Source organism: Arthrobacter sp. CC3, from assembly GCF_039907775.1.
Classification (GTDB): domain Bacteria; phylum Actinomycetota; class Actinomycetes; order Actinomycetales; family Micrococcaceae; genus Arthrobacter.
On the sequence record NZ_JARCCY010000016.1, the window covers coordinates 1 to 13,080 of the forward strand.

The following is a 13,080-nucleotide window of genomic DNA, read 5'->3' on the forward strand; positions in this document are numbered from 1 at the left end:
TTTCCAGAGTTGCCTCGCCGCGGCGGTACGTGGGCCTGAGAGATTCCTGGGGAGGATTTGCTCCTACGGCGCCTGCTGAACGTACCGGCAGGACTCTCCCGCCGCAGATCAAAAGCATGTGTCACTTGTCGGTGACACGGCTCACACTTTACTCCGTCGCCGGGACGGCACGCAACAGAGTCACTTCACACGGGTCACACTTCCCGCGCCGGCCGCTCCGGAATCCCGTCCCGGTACATCACGGTGCTGCGTTTGAAGATCTCGGCATAGACCGAGGACCGGACGGACGTCACCGTCTCCAACTGCCGGAGATCGTCGAGCAGCAGCCGCAGTTCGTCCAGGCTTGGCAGGGCCACCTGGGCCAGCACGTCTTCACCTGAGGCGGCGGCCCAGCGGGTCACCGGAAGGCCGGCCAGGTATTTCGCCGGCGCCTCCGCCGCCTTGCCGGAACGGGTCAGGGTGATCAGGGACTCCACGGGGAATCCGAGTATTGCCGGATCCACCACTGCCCTGATGAACAGGGCACCGGAGTTGGTCATGGCTTCAAGGCGGCGGCTGACGGTTGCTTTGGAGACCGACAATTCGGTGGCCAGCTCATCCACGGTGGCCCGCCCGTTGCGTTGGAGGAGCCCGGCCAGGGCCCAGTTCGTTTCATCAAGTGCCTCACCGGGCTGGCCGGTGCGGATTCCGGCCAGCCGGCCGTCCTCGTCGCGGTGGAGCGCGGCGTACTGTTTCTTATCCAGTACCTCCGGGGTCCAGCCGCTGGGGGTGCGGAAATACTCCAGCAGGGGTGTCATGGCGAAGGACTGCACACCGTCCACCCCGGACAGGCGCCGGTAGAGAAGCCCGCCCAGTTCATCCGGGGAAAGAAAGAGCTCCGCCACGGCCTCGTTCGTGCCGGACAGTGCGGTGACCCAGGATGACTCTTCCTGCTCCGCAAGCCATGTGCAGACACCGCGCAGGTTGCGTGGCGCCGCCGTCACGCGCAGCAGGAAGGCCGACCGCGAACTGACCGACGACGGGTTGATGAAGGAGTTGGTGCGCACCAGCCCGGATTCGAGCAGCTTGTTGCCGCGGCGTGCCACGGTGCGTTCCTGCTGCCCCAGGACATCGGCGATCAGGCGCCAGGGCGCGCGCCCGTTCCGAACCAGCGCGGCCACAATCTGCCGGTCCAGGGCGTCAAGCTGCTCCACGTCCCGGCTCCTCTCATTGCGGCTGGGAAAGTACGACGCCGGACGGCTGCTTCCGCGGAACGGAACCGGGGCGGCGGACCCGCCGCCGCCCCGCTCACGTCAGTTCCGGCCCAGATAGGCTAGCACTCCGGAGAGCGCTGCACCTGTTCCCCCCACGACGGCGGCACGGGCGTCCGGGGCGAACTGCGGCGAGTGGTTCCCGGCGGGTGCCGCGCCGTCCTCGAAGAGCTCCGGATCGAAGGCGCCAAAGGCCCAGAACACGCCAGGCACGCCGATGGCGTCGCTGAGCCACCCGGCGTCCTCCGACCCCATGCCGAGCGGTGCGTCGATCAGCGCATCGGCGCCGAAGTCAGCCGTGAACGCCGCAGTGACGCGGTCGGCGGAGGCGGGATCGTTGTAGCAGCGGGGGAAGCTGTTCAGTTCCACGATGGTGGGTTCCGGCGCCGCCGAGGCCTCGGCTTCGGCTGAGATGATCCGGCGGATGGCGGCAAGCACGGTGGCGCGTGTGTCCTCGTCGGGAGTCCGGACGTTGACCGAGAACTCGGCGGAGTCCGGAATGATGTTCTCCTTCAGGCCCGCATGGAAAGTTCCCACGGTGACGACCGCCGGCGTCGAGGGTGCCAGCTCGCGGGAGACGATGGTCTGCAGGCGAAGCACCATGGCAGCGGCGGCCACGATCGGGTCGATCGACTTTTCGGGCTGCGAGCCGTGGGCCTGCTTGCCGTGGACGGTGATCTTCCACGAATCGGCCAGGCTGGCCATGTGCCCGCCCCGGATCATGAGTTTGCCCTGGCTGACCGGCATGACGTGCTGGGCCAGCACCACGTCTGGTTTGGGGGCCCGGTCCCACAGGCCGTCGTCGATCATCGCCCTCGCACCGTAGGCCGTCTCTTCGCCGGGCTGGAAGATGAGCACCAGGGTTCCGGCCCACAGCTCGCTGCGGTCCGTGAGGAGCGAAGCGAGCGCCAGAGCGGCGGCAATGTGCGTGTCGTGGCCGCAGCCGTGCATCACCGGAGCGGTGGTCCCGTCCGGCAGGGTGCCGGTGGCCTCGCTGGCATAGTCAAGGCCCGTCTGTTCTGGGATGGGCAGGCCGTCGGTGTCGGCGCGGAAGCCGATGACCGGACCGTCGCCGTTCTTCAGGATGCCAACCACGCCGGTCCCCCCGCAGCGGAAGGATTCGATGCCCAGGCCCGCAAGGTGCTGTTCGATGTACTCCGCGGTCTTGAATTCCTGTGCCGAGAGTTCCGGGTGGGCATGCAGGTGCTTGTAGACGCCGACGTATTGCTCCACGAAGTCCTCGGGAACTTCGACGGCGGGGGTCAGGCGTACGCCTGTGGTGGTGGTGCTCATTGCTGGCTGCCCTTTCAGTGGGTGGGTTCGGAAATGCGGGTGGCCTGGACGTCTTCGCCGGCGGCCGGTTCCATCGGAGCCTGCGGGGCTCTGGAGCGCGCAAACCAGGAGGCTGCGATGGTGATGAGGACAGCCAGCGCGGTGGCAAAGTACGTCAGGCCCGGAGCCAGCGGCACCACCACGAACACGATGGCGGCGGCCACAATGACGGCCACAATCGTGGTGCGGCGGCTCTTCATTGCCATGACGCTCTGCAGGACCACGGCGCCGAATATTGCGGGCAGGATGTAGCTGCGCGCCGTAGCGATCAGGGGCGCGGGGAGCATTCCCACGAGCCAGGTGCCCAGCACGCCAACAAAGAGGATGAGTGTGGTGATGTGGACCAGCACCGCGCCGATGATGGCGCTGCCGGCGATGAGTTCAGCCCGGCGGGTGCCCGGCTTCTCCCCCAGGTTGGCCTGAGCCACGATGGCCGCCGGCAGCAGTTTGTTGGCAATATTGCCGATCAGGAAGGCCTGGTACATGGCTGAGCGCCCCAGGATGGGGAAATAGGACACGGGCTCGATCACGGCGATGATGCCGAACGTGGCCAGGACGGCCCCGACGGCGGTGACCAGTTCCAGGGGCGTCACGCCCATGCCTGCGCCGAAGGCGGCGTACAGGGCCGCGGCCAGGGAAATCAGCAGCCCGAGCCCCAGGGTGATGGGACCCCAGACTGATGTGGTGCGGTCGAAGGCCGAAAACCGTGCGGATGTTTCAGGGGAAGTCGTGGTGGACATCAGATTGGCTCCTATCGGGGTTTCAGGCGGCTGCGGTCATGAGGAAAGCGGCGGTGAGTGCCACGATGATGGACATTCCCAGTCCCCATTCGCGAAGCCACGGAAGCCGGAGCCTATGGGCAAGCAGGAGGCACACGCCCATTGCTGCCGCGGAGGCGAGCATGGTGACGAGGTGGACGGGAGACTTGAGCACCTCCTGGAAGGCGAGGGTGAAAAACGCGCCCAGCAGCGCCGCCGTCGGGACAATGGCCATCACTGCGGGGTTAACCTTGCGGAGCTTGGCGTCGCCTTTGCTGAGGATGGGCGTCAGGATCAGCGCCGTCAGCATCCAGGCGAGCCCGCCGATGGTCATGGCTGCGAAGGCGAGGGCGAAGATCTTCTGCGTGTACGTGGGTCCGCCCAGTTGTGCGCCCTGGGTGCCGGCCGAAATGCCGGCCGCTGCAACGTCGAAGGCAGCTGAGCCCACCAGGCCGATGCGTGTCAGGACCGCGGGGGTTCCGAACAGCGGTAGGAGGGAGATGGCGATGAGGGCAACGGCAAGTGAGGGGCCAATAGCCGCCACGGCACCGGAGCGGACTGAGCTGTTGACCTGCCCCGGCGTGAGCTCAGCGGCCGGTGCCGCTTTCCGGATGGCCTTGAAGTAGATCACCGATTGGAGGATGACGACGGCGAAAACGCCTACCGCGGACGCCCATAAGACGGGGTGGTGGATCAAAGCGGTGATGTCTGTGGAACCGGGATCGACAGCTGCGACAACCACGTTTACTCCTCTGGAAACTGAGGGGACACTCCTTGTTTGAGTGTCCGAAATTAATACTTCATAAACTCCTTGTGCCTGTTTGTTTCATTTCTACAGCACGAGTTGTCGATAAGTACACAGCTTTCAGATTTCCGACAGATCACGAAAGTGAAGCGCCGGTGTAAATTATCCGGCCCCGGGCGAAGGCTAGAGAAGCACGGCTGCGAACATTGCCGTTCCGCCGGCGCCGAAGATGGCGAGCATGAGGCCCACCCAGAGGCTGCCCCGGGAGATGACAAAGACGGGCCTCGTCGATTCAGCCGGGTTCGCCGGATTGTAGAGCACCGGGATGTGCGTGCCGATGATTTCCTGGTCCGGGCCGTAGATGTCTGACTGGCCAAGCCACCTCAGGCCATGGGAATCCTGGAACTCGTAGGACGGGGCAAAGCGGTTCCGGCCGTTGCTCGCAGGGCCGTCCACGCCGCGCAGGTTCCCGGTCACCAGGGCCTGCGCCGGCACCCAGCCGCGAAGCGCAGACCGCCGCCGGAATGAGCCGGCCAGGGAAACCCCCATGACTATCAGGCCCGCCACCAGAAACAGCGCGGGCACCGCCAGGAACAGCGCCACTATGGAGTTCATGCTCAGCCCACCGGGAGGACGCTGATGAAGAGGAACGCTCCAGCGGCAATCGCGGCGAAGAACGGGATCATGCAGCCCATCGCCGTGCGGTCCTGGGATGACACCTGGAACGACTGATTGGGGTTGATGGGGTTGTACATCACTTCCACCCACGAGCCCGGATCCGGCTGGCTGGCGTAGGAGACCTCGGATTCGCCGGCAAACAGGGTCCCGCGGGGATCCGCAAACTGGTAGGTGGGGTAGTAGCGCCGGCTGCGGCTCCCGCCGCCTCCCCCGTTGGTCCAGCCGGCCACGCTTCCGGTGACGACGGCCTGGACCCTTGGCCAGCCGGCCGTGAGTTGTTCGCGTCGTCTGGTTTTCCGTAAAACGCGGACAATCGAAAAAATCACGCCGGCAACAAACAGCACCCAAATGATGTACAGCGCGATCTTCACGTGTCCCCCCAGGTTCCAGTCACCAAGAAGTATGCCATCGCCCGGCGGCGGCCTGTCAGTCAGGCGGCCGCCGGGCGATGGCATACGCGCGGTGCCGGCTTAGATCAGCCCTGGGCTACTGGGAGGTGAGGTGAAGCGCCTCTGCCTGTGACGCAGTCAAAGCTGCGTCGGCGTCCCGCAGGACCTTGGCTGCCACCTGGAGGCCTTCGATCCGGCCCAGGGAGGTGTCCTCGTGCTCGATGTTGACCAGCATGTTGGGGTCCACCTCGTACAGGGCGCGCAGGAACTCCGTCCAGTACGCGGTGTCGTGCCCGCGGCCGAGTGCCACGAAGTCCCAGGCGGAGTTCTTGGGCCATTCGTTGGCCCACTCGTCGCCGCCCAGGTTGGTGCGGTTCTCCTCCGGCGAGAGCCGGCGGAAGCTGTTGTCCAGGACGCCGTAGAGCGCGGCGTTTGCAGTGTTGACGCGAACGTCCTTCGCCGCGGCCTGGAAGACCAGCGGACCAAGTTCGCGGACCACGGCGACCGGATCCATCTGCTGCCAGAACAGGTGCGAGGCGTCCAGTTCGACGCCGACGTGGGTGGCCCCGGTGAGTTCGATGAGCTTGTGGACGTCGGCGGTGTTGAACACGATGTTCTGCGGGTGGAGTTCAAGGGCCACCTTCACTCCGTGGTCGGCGGCGAGGCGGTCGGTTTCCTTCCAGAAGTCGGCCGCGATGCCCCACTGGTAGTCGAGGACGTCCAGGGCGGCCGAGTTCCAGGCGTTGACCACCCAGTTGACCGTGGTGGCTCCCGGTTCGCCGCCGGGCAGGCCGGACATGGTCACCACGCGGTCCTGTCCCAGCCGGTGGGCCAGCCGGATGGAGCGGCGGATGTCCTCGGCGTGCTTCTCTCCGATTTCCCGTTTGGGGTGCAGCGGGTTGCCGTTGCAGTTCAGTCCGGCAATCGAGACGCCGGTCCCGTCGAAGATCGCCAGGTAGTCGTCGCGGGCCGCGTCGCTTTCCAGGATCTGGTCCATGGTGGGAACGTGCACGGCCGGAAGGAACCCGCCCGTGTTGATCTCGATGCCGGTCAGGCCGAGGTCTGCGATGACTTTCAGGGCCTCCGGAAGCGGCCGGTCATGCAGGATTGCGTTGTAGACGCCGAGTTTCATAGCGTGATCTTCTTTCCGTTGTTGAGCGCGGATTCGGCAACGGCGCCGAGCAGCTCCATGTTGCGGACGCCCTCATCGAAGGTGGCGCAGCGGGGCAGCGATTCGGCTTCACTGAGGCCCGCCACCTCTTCGAGGAACGCGCGGGCCTGGTAGCCGAACGCGTCGTTCTGGCCGAAGCCGACTTCGGGCGCATCCATGGCGAGGCCGCCTGCGATGTAGGGGTGGCCGGGGCCGAGGATCACCTGGCGGTAGCCGTTCTCGTTGCCCGATCCGTCGTTGAGGAACAGCTGGATTTCGGCGGGCCGGCGCTGGTCGAACTTGGCAGCGCCGTTCTCGCAGAACACTTCGAAGTTGAGGCTGTTGGCGTGCCCGGCGGCCACGCGGGAGACCTCGAAGCTGCCTGCACCGTTTTCGAACTCCGCGGAGAATGCGGCGTAGTCGTCGTTCTCCACCGCTTCGAAGGTGTCGCTGACTGCAACGTGGTCATGCCCCATGACGGCCGCGAGGGGCAGGGGCCGCTTGTCGATCACGGTGCTGAGCCGGCCGCCGCTGATGGACTTGATGTCGCCGCAGAGGAACTCGGAGACGTACGCAAGGTGGCTGCCGACGTCGGCCAGCGCACCGGAGCCGGGGCCGCCCTTGTAGCGCCAGCTCATCGGCGCCGAGGGGCTGAAGCCGTAGTCGGTCCAGTAGCGGCCGCTGAAGTGCAACACCTTGCCCAGGACGCCGGTGCGGATGAGGTCCCGGATGTAGGCGATGCCGGGAGTGCGGCGGAAAGTGAAGCCAATGCGGGCAATCGAACTCGCGTTGCGGGCGGCATCGGCCATGGCGCGTGCGTCTTCCAGCGAGTCGCTCAGCGGCTTTTCACACAGTACGTGCTTTCCGGCGGCGAGCAGGCCTTCCACCACTTCGCGGTGGAGGGAGTTGGCGATGACCACGCTGACGACGTCGATGTCATCGGCTTCAGCGATGGCCTGCCATGAGGTGTCGTTGCGCTCGTAGCCAAAGCGGCGGGCGGCCAGCGAGCCGAATTCGGCGTTGACGTCGCCGATCGAGACGAGCCGGACCTGGGGAAGGACGGGGCTATACAACGTGGATGCGGTCCGGTAGGCAGCAGCGTGGGCCTTGCCGGCCATCCCTGCGCCGATGACGGCTACGCCGAGGCTTTCAGCCATGATTTCTCCTTTGAAATGTGGCCAGGCGGATCGCCTGTCCGGGAAAATTGTAGCGCTACAAAAATGTCCGCTGGAAAAATCGTAGCTTTGTCTATATGTCCTGTCAATGCTCGTGCGGCTATCCTCGATAACGAGACACGAAAGGCCCTGCCATGACGCTGAACACCCCTCGGACCCGCCGCCCCACGATCTACGACGTCGCCAAGAGTGCCGGCGTCTCGCCGTCGCTGGTGTCCCTGGTCCTGCAGAATCCTTCACGGGTCAGTGACAAACGCCGGGAGGCCGTACTGGCAGCGATTGCGCAGCTCGGGTACCGGCCCAGCCGCGCCGCCACGGCCCTCGCGAGCAGCCAGACAAAGAGCATCGGGCTGGTGATCGACGACTTCCGGAACCCCTGGTTCGTCGATCTGCTGCGCGGCATGGAATCCGCGCTCTCGGTGCACGGCTACCAGGTCACGGTGGCGGACTCACGGCCCGGGCAGAACCGGATCAAGGAGGCGACCGACGGCCTGCTGGCCCTGCACGTTGCGGGCCTCGTGATCGCCGCGGAACCCAGCGAGTCAATGCTCTCCGGCACCTGGGTTCCCACGGTGGTCGCGGGCTGGCGGAAAGGCGTCCCGGACGGCGCCGACCTCATCACGAACGACGACGACGGCGGCGGCCGCCTGGCAGCGAGCCATCTGCTGGAGCTCGGCCATACCCGGATCGGCCACCTGTCCGGCTCGGACGGGGCGGCGGCGCACCGGCGCGAGGGCTACCGCAGCCAGATGGTGGCGGCCGGCCTTGGGGTTCGGATCGCCGGGGAATCCGGTGGAACGTCTGAGGAGGACGGCTACGCGGCGGCCTGCTGGCTGCTGGACCACCACCCCGACACCACGGCCATTTTCGCGGCCAACGACACCATGGCACTGGGCGCGCTGGCAGCGGCGAAAACGAGGGGCCTTTCCGTGCCGGAAGACCTGTCGGTGATCGGTTACGACAACTCGCCGCTGGCGAAATCGCGGTACCTGGACATCACCACCGTGGACAACCGCAGCGACGTGGTCGGAGCTGACTCGGCACGCACGCTGCTGGCAAGGATCCAGGATCCAGCGCTGGAACCCGAGCACAAGCTGATCGAACCCGTCCTGGTGGTCCGCGGCACCACCGCCCGTATTTCCGGCTGACAACCACGGCGCCGGAACCTACGCCCGGCACCCCTTGTTAGGCTGGACCCATGAAATCCCGCCTCGCCGCCCTGTCCGTTGCCGCCCTCATCGTTGCACTGACCGGCTGCGGCCAGGTCCAGGAGGCAGCCGAAAAGGCCGTGAACGACGGCGCCTCCCAGGTCGCCACTGCCGCGGCGGAGCAGGTCAAGGGCCAGGTGTGCGCCCTCGTGGAAGACGGCCTGGTTTCCGTCAAGGACAAGGAACTCCTGGGCGGCCTCGTGGCCGGCGCCGAGACGGCGGGTGTGCCGTCCGAGATCACCACGCCGCTGCGTCAGATTGCGGCATCGGGCGATCAGGTTCCGGCGGAATCCGTCACGGCCCTCAAGGATGCCTGCACCGCCTAAGCCTCGGCAGCAGGTGCGTGTCACTGCAGGGTCTGGACCTCCACCGTTTCAATGATCCGGGTGGACGGTTCACCGACCAGCGCAGGAGCAGTCACCCCTGTCTTCCAGGTGTCGGTCTGCAGCCGGGCCAGGAAGTCCACCGCCGCCTCCTGGGTATCGAAGTCCAACTCCAGCATCACGTAGTCCTCCTGGTCGAGCGGACGCGAAATCCGGTAGGACCGCACCCCCGACGCCAAGCGGTCCAGCGGGTCACTGTCGAAGGCCTTCCGCCACATGGCGAAGTCCCGGACCTGGTGTTCAATCTGCAGGGTGATCATGAAGGCTGCTCCCGTCGAAGGTTCCACACGCCCAACCATAGGCCCGGAATGCCGGTTCAAAACAGAGTGGCGGACCGAAAGGCACTACGGGTTGCTGGTTCAGGCCTTGCCCGTCAGCGCTTGCCCTTCTTGCGGGATCCCTTGCCGCGTCCCTTGTCCGGATTGGGCGCGTAACGCTGGGCCACTTTGGGCTTCTTGACGCCGGTCCCCCGCCGGTCCGGCTTCGGTTCCTTTTTGGGCGGCTCCACCTTCGCGGAGGGCTGGCGTGAGCTCTGGGCGGTCCGGCCCCGGACAATGCCGATGAACTCCTCGATCACTTCATCCGTGGGCCTGTCCGCAGCGTCGGCCGCTGCCTCGCGCGTGGTCGCCCGCCCGGCCTCGTTGAGCCAGGCCAGCGCAATCTGGGTGGTGGGTGCGCCGGTGAGTTTCCGCGCCACCGTGTCCTTGACGTTGAGGTGGCGGGCGACGGACATCGGCAGGATGGCAAGCCCCGCACCGGATGCCACCACCTGCAGGGCCGCCTCCGGGCCGCCGAGCTCCGCCACGTCCAGGAATGATTCCGCGTCAAGGTCCGCCAGCGCCACCTCTTCGAATACCGAAATTTCATGCCCCTTGGGAGCAACCACCACCGGCTGCTCCTCGTAGAGGGGGATCACGTTCAGGCCTTCGCGTTCCACCGGGAGCCGGACGAAGCTGAGGTCCGCGGAACCGTCACGCAGGACCGAAAGCTGTGTGCCGTCGTCGGACATGAAGGAGTGCAGCGGAACGTCCGGCATCCGCTCTTCCCACCGCCGGATCCACTTCCCCGGCGTCACGCCGGCAACGTAGGCGAAGCGGAGCTCCCGCACGGCAGCTTCGGCCGGGATCGCGGCGGTTTCGTCGGGGGTCTGGGGTGCTTCTTCTGCTGCGGACACATGTTCACAGTACCGCCCGGCCCGGCGCATGGCGGGTGTCAGTGTCCAGTACCGGTGCCCACTCAGCCCCGGGCCGGATACCCTTGAAGCATGACCTCTGCAAACTCCCAGTCCATGAAGCCGGCCACCGTTGCCAAGAAGCTTGGCATCTATCTGCCCGCAACACCCCAGGAGTTCCAGGATTCGGTTATCACCCGTGCCGATTTCGCCGAGCTCCAGGCCAACCCGCCGGAGTGGTTGGCTGAACTCCGCCGCAACGGCCCGCACCCCCGCCCGGTAGTGGCGCAGAAATTGAACGTCTCCATCAGCGGCCTGGCCCGCGGCGGCGTCGAGGAAGCGCTGACGACGGCGGAAATCACCGCGCTGCTGCAGGCTCCCCCGGCATGGCTGGTCACCGAGCGCTCCACGCACGCCGCGGTCCGCGCCGAAGCCCAGCGCGTCAAGGACGAGGCCGCCAAGAAGGACGCCAAGAAAGCCCGCGCCAAGGCGGAGTAGGCCCCCTGTCCGCGCTGCGGAATTTGGCGACGCCGCGGAAATCCTAGGCTTGTCCGCGCATCCGCGCCGGGACGGGCAGGATCTGCGAACAAGCTTCTGACGCGTGGCTGTTCAGCGGACGGGGCGAAGGTCGTCCGGGTCCTCGCGGTGGAACATGCGCCGCGGTGCGACGCCTTCGAACAGGACCCAAACGGTGGAGGCGTCGTCGGTCATGGAGTCAACAATGCCCGACGCCGTGACCCGGTTGCCCCGTACAACCGCCACCTTGTCTCCGGGACGCAGCTCCGACCAGTCGGTTTCCGGCCGTGCGGACGCGGCTGGCACGTCGTCGGCCTGGTGTCCGTGCGGAACCTGTGGCCCCGCGCCGAACAGCCACGCGGACACGTCACTTCGCAGCACAAGGTGGGGACCGCCCGTCGCACTCACGCTTCCCGTAGGCACGTAGTAGCCCCGGCCCGCGCCTGCCCCGCCGGCGGCCCGGTCCAGGGCGTCAACAAGGCGCCTGGTGAGGTGCCCCTGTGGACCAATCTCCCGGAGCTCGTCGAGCTCTTCCGGAGTGAGCCGTCCCAGCACAGCAGCAATGTCGGCCATGGTGGATCCCTTCTAGCGAATGGTGCCTGAAGGACCACGCTAGAACCCCGCCATTAACGGCGCATGAAATCCGGACGGCGAACAACGAACAAGTTTCCGCGGGGGACAATCCGGACCGCCGCCTCGTTGAACCAGTGACGCTGCGCGCTATACAGTCCGCCCCCCCAACGAAATGAGCCACCCCTGCTGATTGTCCTCACCGGAATTGACGGCGCCGGAAAGACCACCGCTGCACGCGCAGCCGTTGACGCCGCACGCCTGGCAGGCGGCGGTGCCCTGCTGCTGCGCAATCACGCCGGCCGCCGCAACATGACCCAGTGGTCGGAACGCTCCGGAATTCCCCTAAATCCCCGCCTCGCTGACGCACTGGAGACGGTCATCCGGACAGTCAACGTGCTGGTGTCTCACGCCCGGGCCCGCAGGTTTTCCGGCCTGGTGGTCATGGACCGCCACCTCTACTGCCAGCTTGCCCTGCGCAGCGTCCGGGGGATCCGACCCGGCCGGTTCCTCCCCTGGCTGCTGCGGCACCTCCCGGCGCCGGACCTGGTGATCCACTTCGACGTCGCTCCGGAGCGGGCGCTGGAACGCATCCTCCGGCGGGGGACGGACAGCGAAACACTGGAGGAACTGACCGCGCTGAGTGAGGGCTACCGCAGCCTTCCGGACTTTGCCCGGTTCGCCCTGATCGACGCCGGCGCCCCCCAGGACGAGGTCCTTGCCGCGCTCACCGACGCGATCCACGGCGCAGCCGGCGGTACGGCGGTCAATCCGTTCGGCAGGACCGGACAAACCGGCGGGGCCGGGCGGATCAGCGAGAAACAATCGACGTCACTGCGCTGACGAACGGAGGGACGGCCGCCACGGCTGCAACGCCGAGAACGCCGCGCACCGCCCAGTCAACGGCCACTCCGCGGCGGCCGGTCCCGGGCAGCCTGGCCACCCGCGCCTCGCGGCCCGCACGCAGCCGCCGGGCCCGGAGAACTGCAGCGGCCTGCGCCCACACCAGCACCCCGAGTGCACCGGCGCCCAGCAACACGCCCGCAGGGACGAACAGCACGGCCGCCAGCAGCGGCAGGTAGTACTTCCAGTTCTGTCCGGAAGGAAGCGGAAGGCGTTGACTGAAGGCGCCCGCCACGGCCGCCACCACGGCACCGTGCAGGATGGCCATCACGGAGAAAAGCACCACGGACAGCCAGCCCGGACCCACAATGGCAAAGTCGATGTTGTCCGCACGGAACGGTTCCACGGAGGCACCTAAGACGAGGAGAAGCAACACGCCCAGCACCGGCCCTGCCCACCGGCCGGCAGGAAGCCACCGGTGTATGAGCACGTAAACGATGGCTGCGGCGAAGCCGGCCGGAAGTCCCGCGAAGAACAGCAAGGCAATGCTGCCCTCAACGGTGGGAAAGCCCACATTGGCCTGGGCCTCGGTCAGGCGGCCCTGGGCTGACGTGGGCGAGGTGACGGCCAGCACGCGCATCACCAACCTGCCGCCGGCCCACCCGACCAGCAGCCCTGATGCGACCCCGGCCACAGTGGCCACGTTGGCCCACCACAAGTACTTGCGCAGCGCGGAGACCTGGGCCCCGACCACAACATCCCGAGCGGACGCCGGCGAAGGCACCGGAAGATCCGCGGTTGAAGCCGGCGCCCCCAGCGTGCGCCCTCCCCAGGCAATGACCATGGCCGCACCAACAAGGAGCAACAGCGTACAAACAACCACGATTGCCAGCGCCACGGGTCATCACCACC

The 13,080-nt window shown here is 66.7% G+C and carries 16 protein-coding genes and 1 riboswitch; of the genes, 4 read left to right on the forward strand and 12 right to left on the reverse strand.

Annotated features, from left to right (window positions below; translation table 11 throughout):
* Positions 1-13 precede the first annotated feature (13 nt).
* Positions 14-111: riboswitch (glycine riboswitch) on the reverse strand.
* Between the two features lie 83 nt (positions 112-194).
* The 8 genes from PV761_RS11365 to PV761_RS11400 all read right to left on the reverse strand — a co-directional run bounded on the left by PV761_RS11365 (position 195) and on the right by PV761_RS11400 (position 7,459).
* Positions 195-1,193 (reverse strand): AsnC family transcriptional regulator, encoded by a 999-nt coding sequence (locus tag PV761_RS11365; RefSeq protein ID WP_347896800.1) that lies wholly within the window; start codon positions 1,191-1,193, stop codon positions 195-197.
* Positions 1,194-1,292: 99 nt separating this feature from the next.
* Positions 1,293-2,543, reverse strand: coding sequence for an amidohydrolase (locus PV761_RS11370; protein ID WP_347896802.1), 1,251 nt, complete (start codon positions 2,541-2,543; stop codon positions 1,293-1,295).
* Between the two features lie 14 nt (positions 2,544-2,557).
* On the reverse strand, positions 2,558-3,322 hold the full coding sequence (locus PV761_RS11375; protein WP_347896804.1) for a hypothetical protein: 765 nt from the start codon (positions 3,320-3,322) through the stop codon (positions 2,558-2,560).
* 22 nt (positions 3,323-3,344) lie between these two features.
* Positions 3,345-4,082 carry a DUF5058 family protein gene (locus PV761_RS11380; RefSeq protein WP_347896806.1) on the reverse strand — a complete coding sequence of 246 codons (738 nt, stop codon included), beginning with the start codon at positions 4,080-4,082 and terminating at the stop codon, positions 3,345-3,347.
* A gap of 186 nt (positions 4,083-4,268) precedes the next feature.
* Positions 4,269-4,700, reverse strand: coding sequence for a DUF3592 domain-containing protein (locus PV761_RS11385; RefSeq protein WP_081818978.1), 432 nt, complete (start codon positions 4,698-4,700; stop codon positions 4,269-4,271).
* Between the two features lie 2 nt (positions 4,701-4,702).
* Positions 4,703-5,134, reverse strand: coding sequence for a DUF3592 domain-containing protein (locus PV761_RS11390; RefSeq protein ID WP_347896808.1), 432 nt, complete (start codon positions 5,132-5,134; stop codon positions 4,703-4,705).
* A gap of 115 nt (positions 5,135-5,249) precedes the next feature.
* A complete protein-coding gene (locus tag PV761_RS11395) occupies positions 5,250-6,284 on the reverse strand; it encodes a sugar phosphate isomerase/epimerase (protein ID WP_347896810.1) in 1,035 nt (344 codons plus the stop codon).
* Positions 6,281-7,459 (reverse strand): Gfo/Idh/MocA family oxidoreductase, encoded by a 1,179-nt coding sequence (locus PV761_RS11400; RefSeq protein ID WP_347896812.1) that lies wholly within the window; start codon positions 7,457-7,459, stop codon positions 6,281-6,283. Before PV761_RS11400 ends, PV761_RS11395 begins: the two co-directional genes overlap by 4 nt.
* Before the next feature lie 152 nt (positions 7,460-7,611).
* On the opposite strand from PV761_RS11400, the gene PV761_RS11405 reads away from it, so the two are divergent.
* Positions 7,612-8,625, forward strand: coding sequence for a LacI family DNA-binding transcriptional regulator (locus tag PV761_RS11405; protein ID WP_347896814.1), 1,014 nt, complete (start codon positions 7,612-7,614; stop codon positions 8,623-8,625).
* 50 nt (positions 8,626-8,675) lie between these two features.
* Positions 8,676-9,011, forward strand: a complete 336-nt coding sequence (locus PV761_RS11410; RefSeq protein ID WP_028272285.1) for a hypothetical protein — start codon at positions 8,676-8,678, stop codon at positions 9,009-9,011.
* Positions 9,012-9,031: 20 nt separating this feature from the next.
* Here PV761_RS11410 and PV761_RS11415 read toward each other — a convergent pair whose 3' ends face one another.
* Positions 9,032-9,355, reverse strand: coding sequence for a hypothetical protein (locus PV761_RS11415; RefSeq protein ID WP_231511330.1), 324 nt, complete (start codon positions 9,353-9,355; stop codon positions 9,032-9,034).
* 86 nt (positions 9,356-9,441) lie between these two features.
* The gene (locus PV761_RS11420) at positions 9,442-10,242 is read right to left on the reverse strand and encodes a LysR family transcriptional regulator substrate-binding protein (RefSeq protein WP_347896817.1); all 801 of its coding nucleotides are present in this window, start codon (positions 10,240-10,242) and stop codon (positions 9,442-9,444) included.
* Between the two features lie 90 nt (positions 10,243-10,332).
* Between PV761_RS11420 and PV761_RS11425 the strand changes: the two genes are divergently transcribed.
* Positions 10,333-10,737, forward strand: coding sequence for a DUF5997 family protein (locus PV761_RS11425; protein WP_028272288.1), 405 nt, complete (start codon positions 10,333-10,335; stop codon positions 10,735-10,737).
* A 111-nt stretch (positions 10,738-10,848) separates the two neighbouring features.
* Here PV761_RS11425 and PV761_RS11430 read toward each other — a convergent pair whose 3' ends face one another.
* Positions 10,849-11,328: a hypothetical protein gene (locus PV761_RS11430; protein ID WP_347896819.1), complete on the reverse strand. Its 480-nt coding sequence runs from the start codon at positions 11,326-11,328 to the stop codon at positions 10,849-10,851.
* Positions 11,329-11,532: 204 nt separating this feature from the next.
* Here PV761_RS11430 and PV761_RS11435 point away from each other — a divergent pair, with 204 nt between their 5' ends.
* Entirely contained in the window at positions 11,533-12,168 is a 636-nt protein-coding gene (locus PV761_RS11435; RefSeq protein ID WP_347896934.1) for a thymidylate kinase, read from the forward strand.
* On the opposite strand, the gene PV761_RS11440 is transcribed toward PV761_RS11435, so the two are convergent.
* Positions 12,137-13,066: a hypothetical protein gene (locus PV761_RS11440; protein WP_347896821.1), complete on the reverse strand. Its 930-nt coding sequence runs from the start codon at positions 13,064-13,066 to the stop codon at positions 12,137-12,139. The two genes, PV761_RS11435 and PV761_RS11440, sit on opposite strands and share 32 nt — an antisense overlap.
* Positions 13,067-13,080: the final 14 nt, after the last annotated feature.

Coding starts and splice junctions, on each gene's coding strand:
- PV761_RS11375 (WP_347896804.1), bottom strand. CDS start 3,322: ATGTCCACCACGACTTCCCCTGAAACATCCGCACGGTTTTCGGCCTTC.
- PV761_RS11425 (WP_028272288.1), top strand. CDS start 10,333: ATGACCTCTGCAAACTCCCAGTCCATGAAGCCGGCCACCGTTGCCAAG.
- PV761_RS11405 (WP_347896814.1), top strand. CDS start 7,612: ATGACGCTGAACACCCCTCGGACCCGCCGCCCCACGATCTACGACGTC.
- PV761_RS11385 (WP_081818978.1), bottom strand. CDS start 4,700: ATGAACTCCATAGTGGCGCTGTTCCTGGCGGTGCCCGCGCTGTTTCTG.
- PV761_RS11400 (WP_347896812.1), bottom strand. CDS start 7,459: ATGGCTGAAAGCCTCGGCGTAGCCGTCATCGGCGCAGGGATGGCCGGC.
- PV761_RS11395 (WP_347896810.1), bottom strand. CDS start 6,284: ATGAAACTCGGCGTCTACAACGCAATCCTGCATGACCGGCCGCTTCCG.
- PV761_RS11370 (WP_347896802.1), bottom strand. CDS start 2,543: ATGAGCACCACCACCACAGGCGTACGCCTGACCCCCGCCGTCGAAGTT.
- PV761_RS11410 (WP_028272285.1), top strand. CDS start 8,676: ATGAAATCCCGCCTCGCCGCCCTGTCCGTTGCCGCCCTCATCGTTGCA.
- PV761_RS11430 (WP_347896819.1), bottom strand. CDS start 11,328: ATGGCCGACATTGCTGCTGTGCTGGGACGGCTCACTCCGGAAGAGCTC.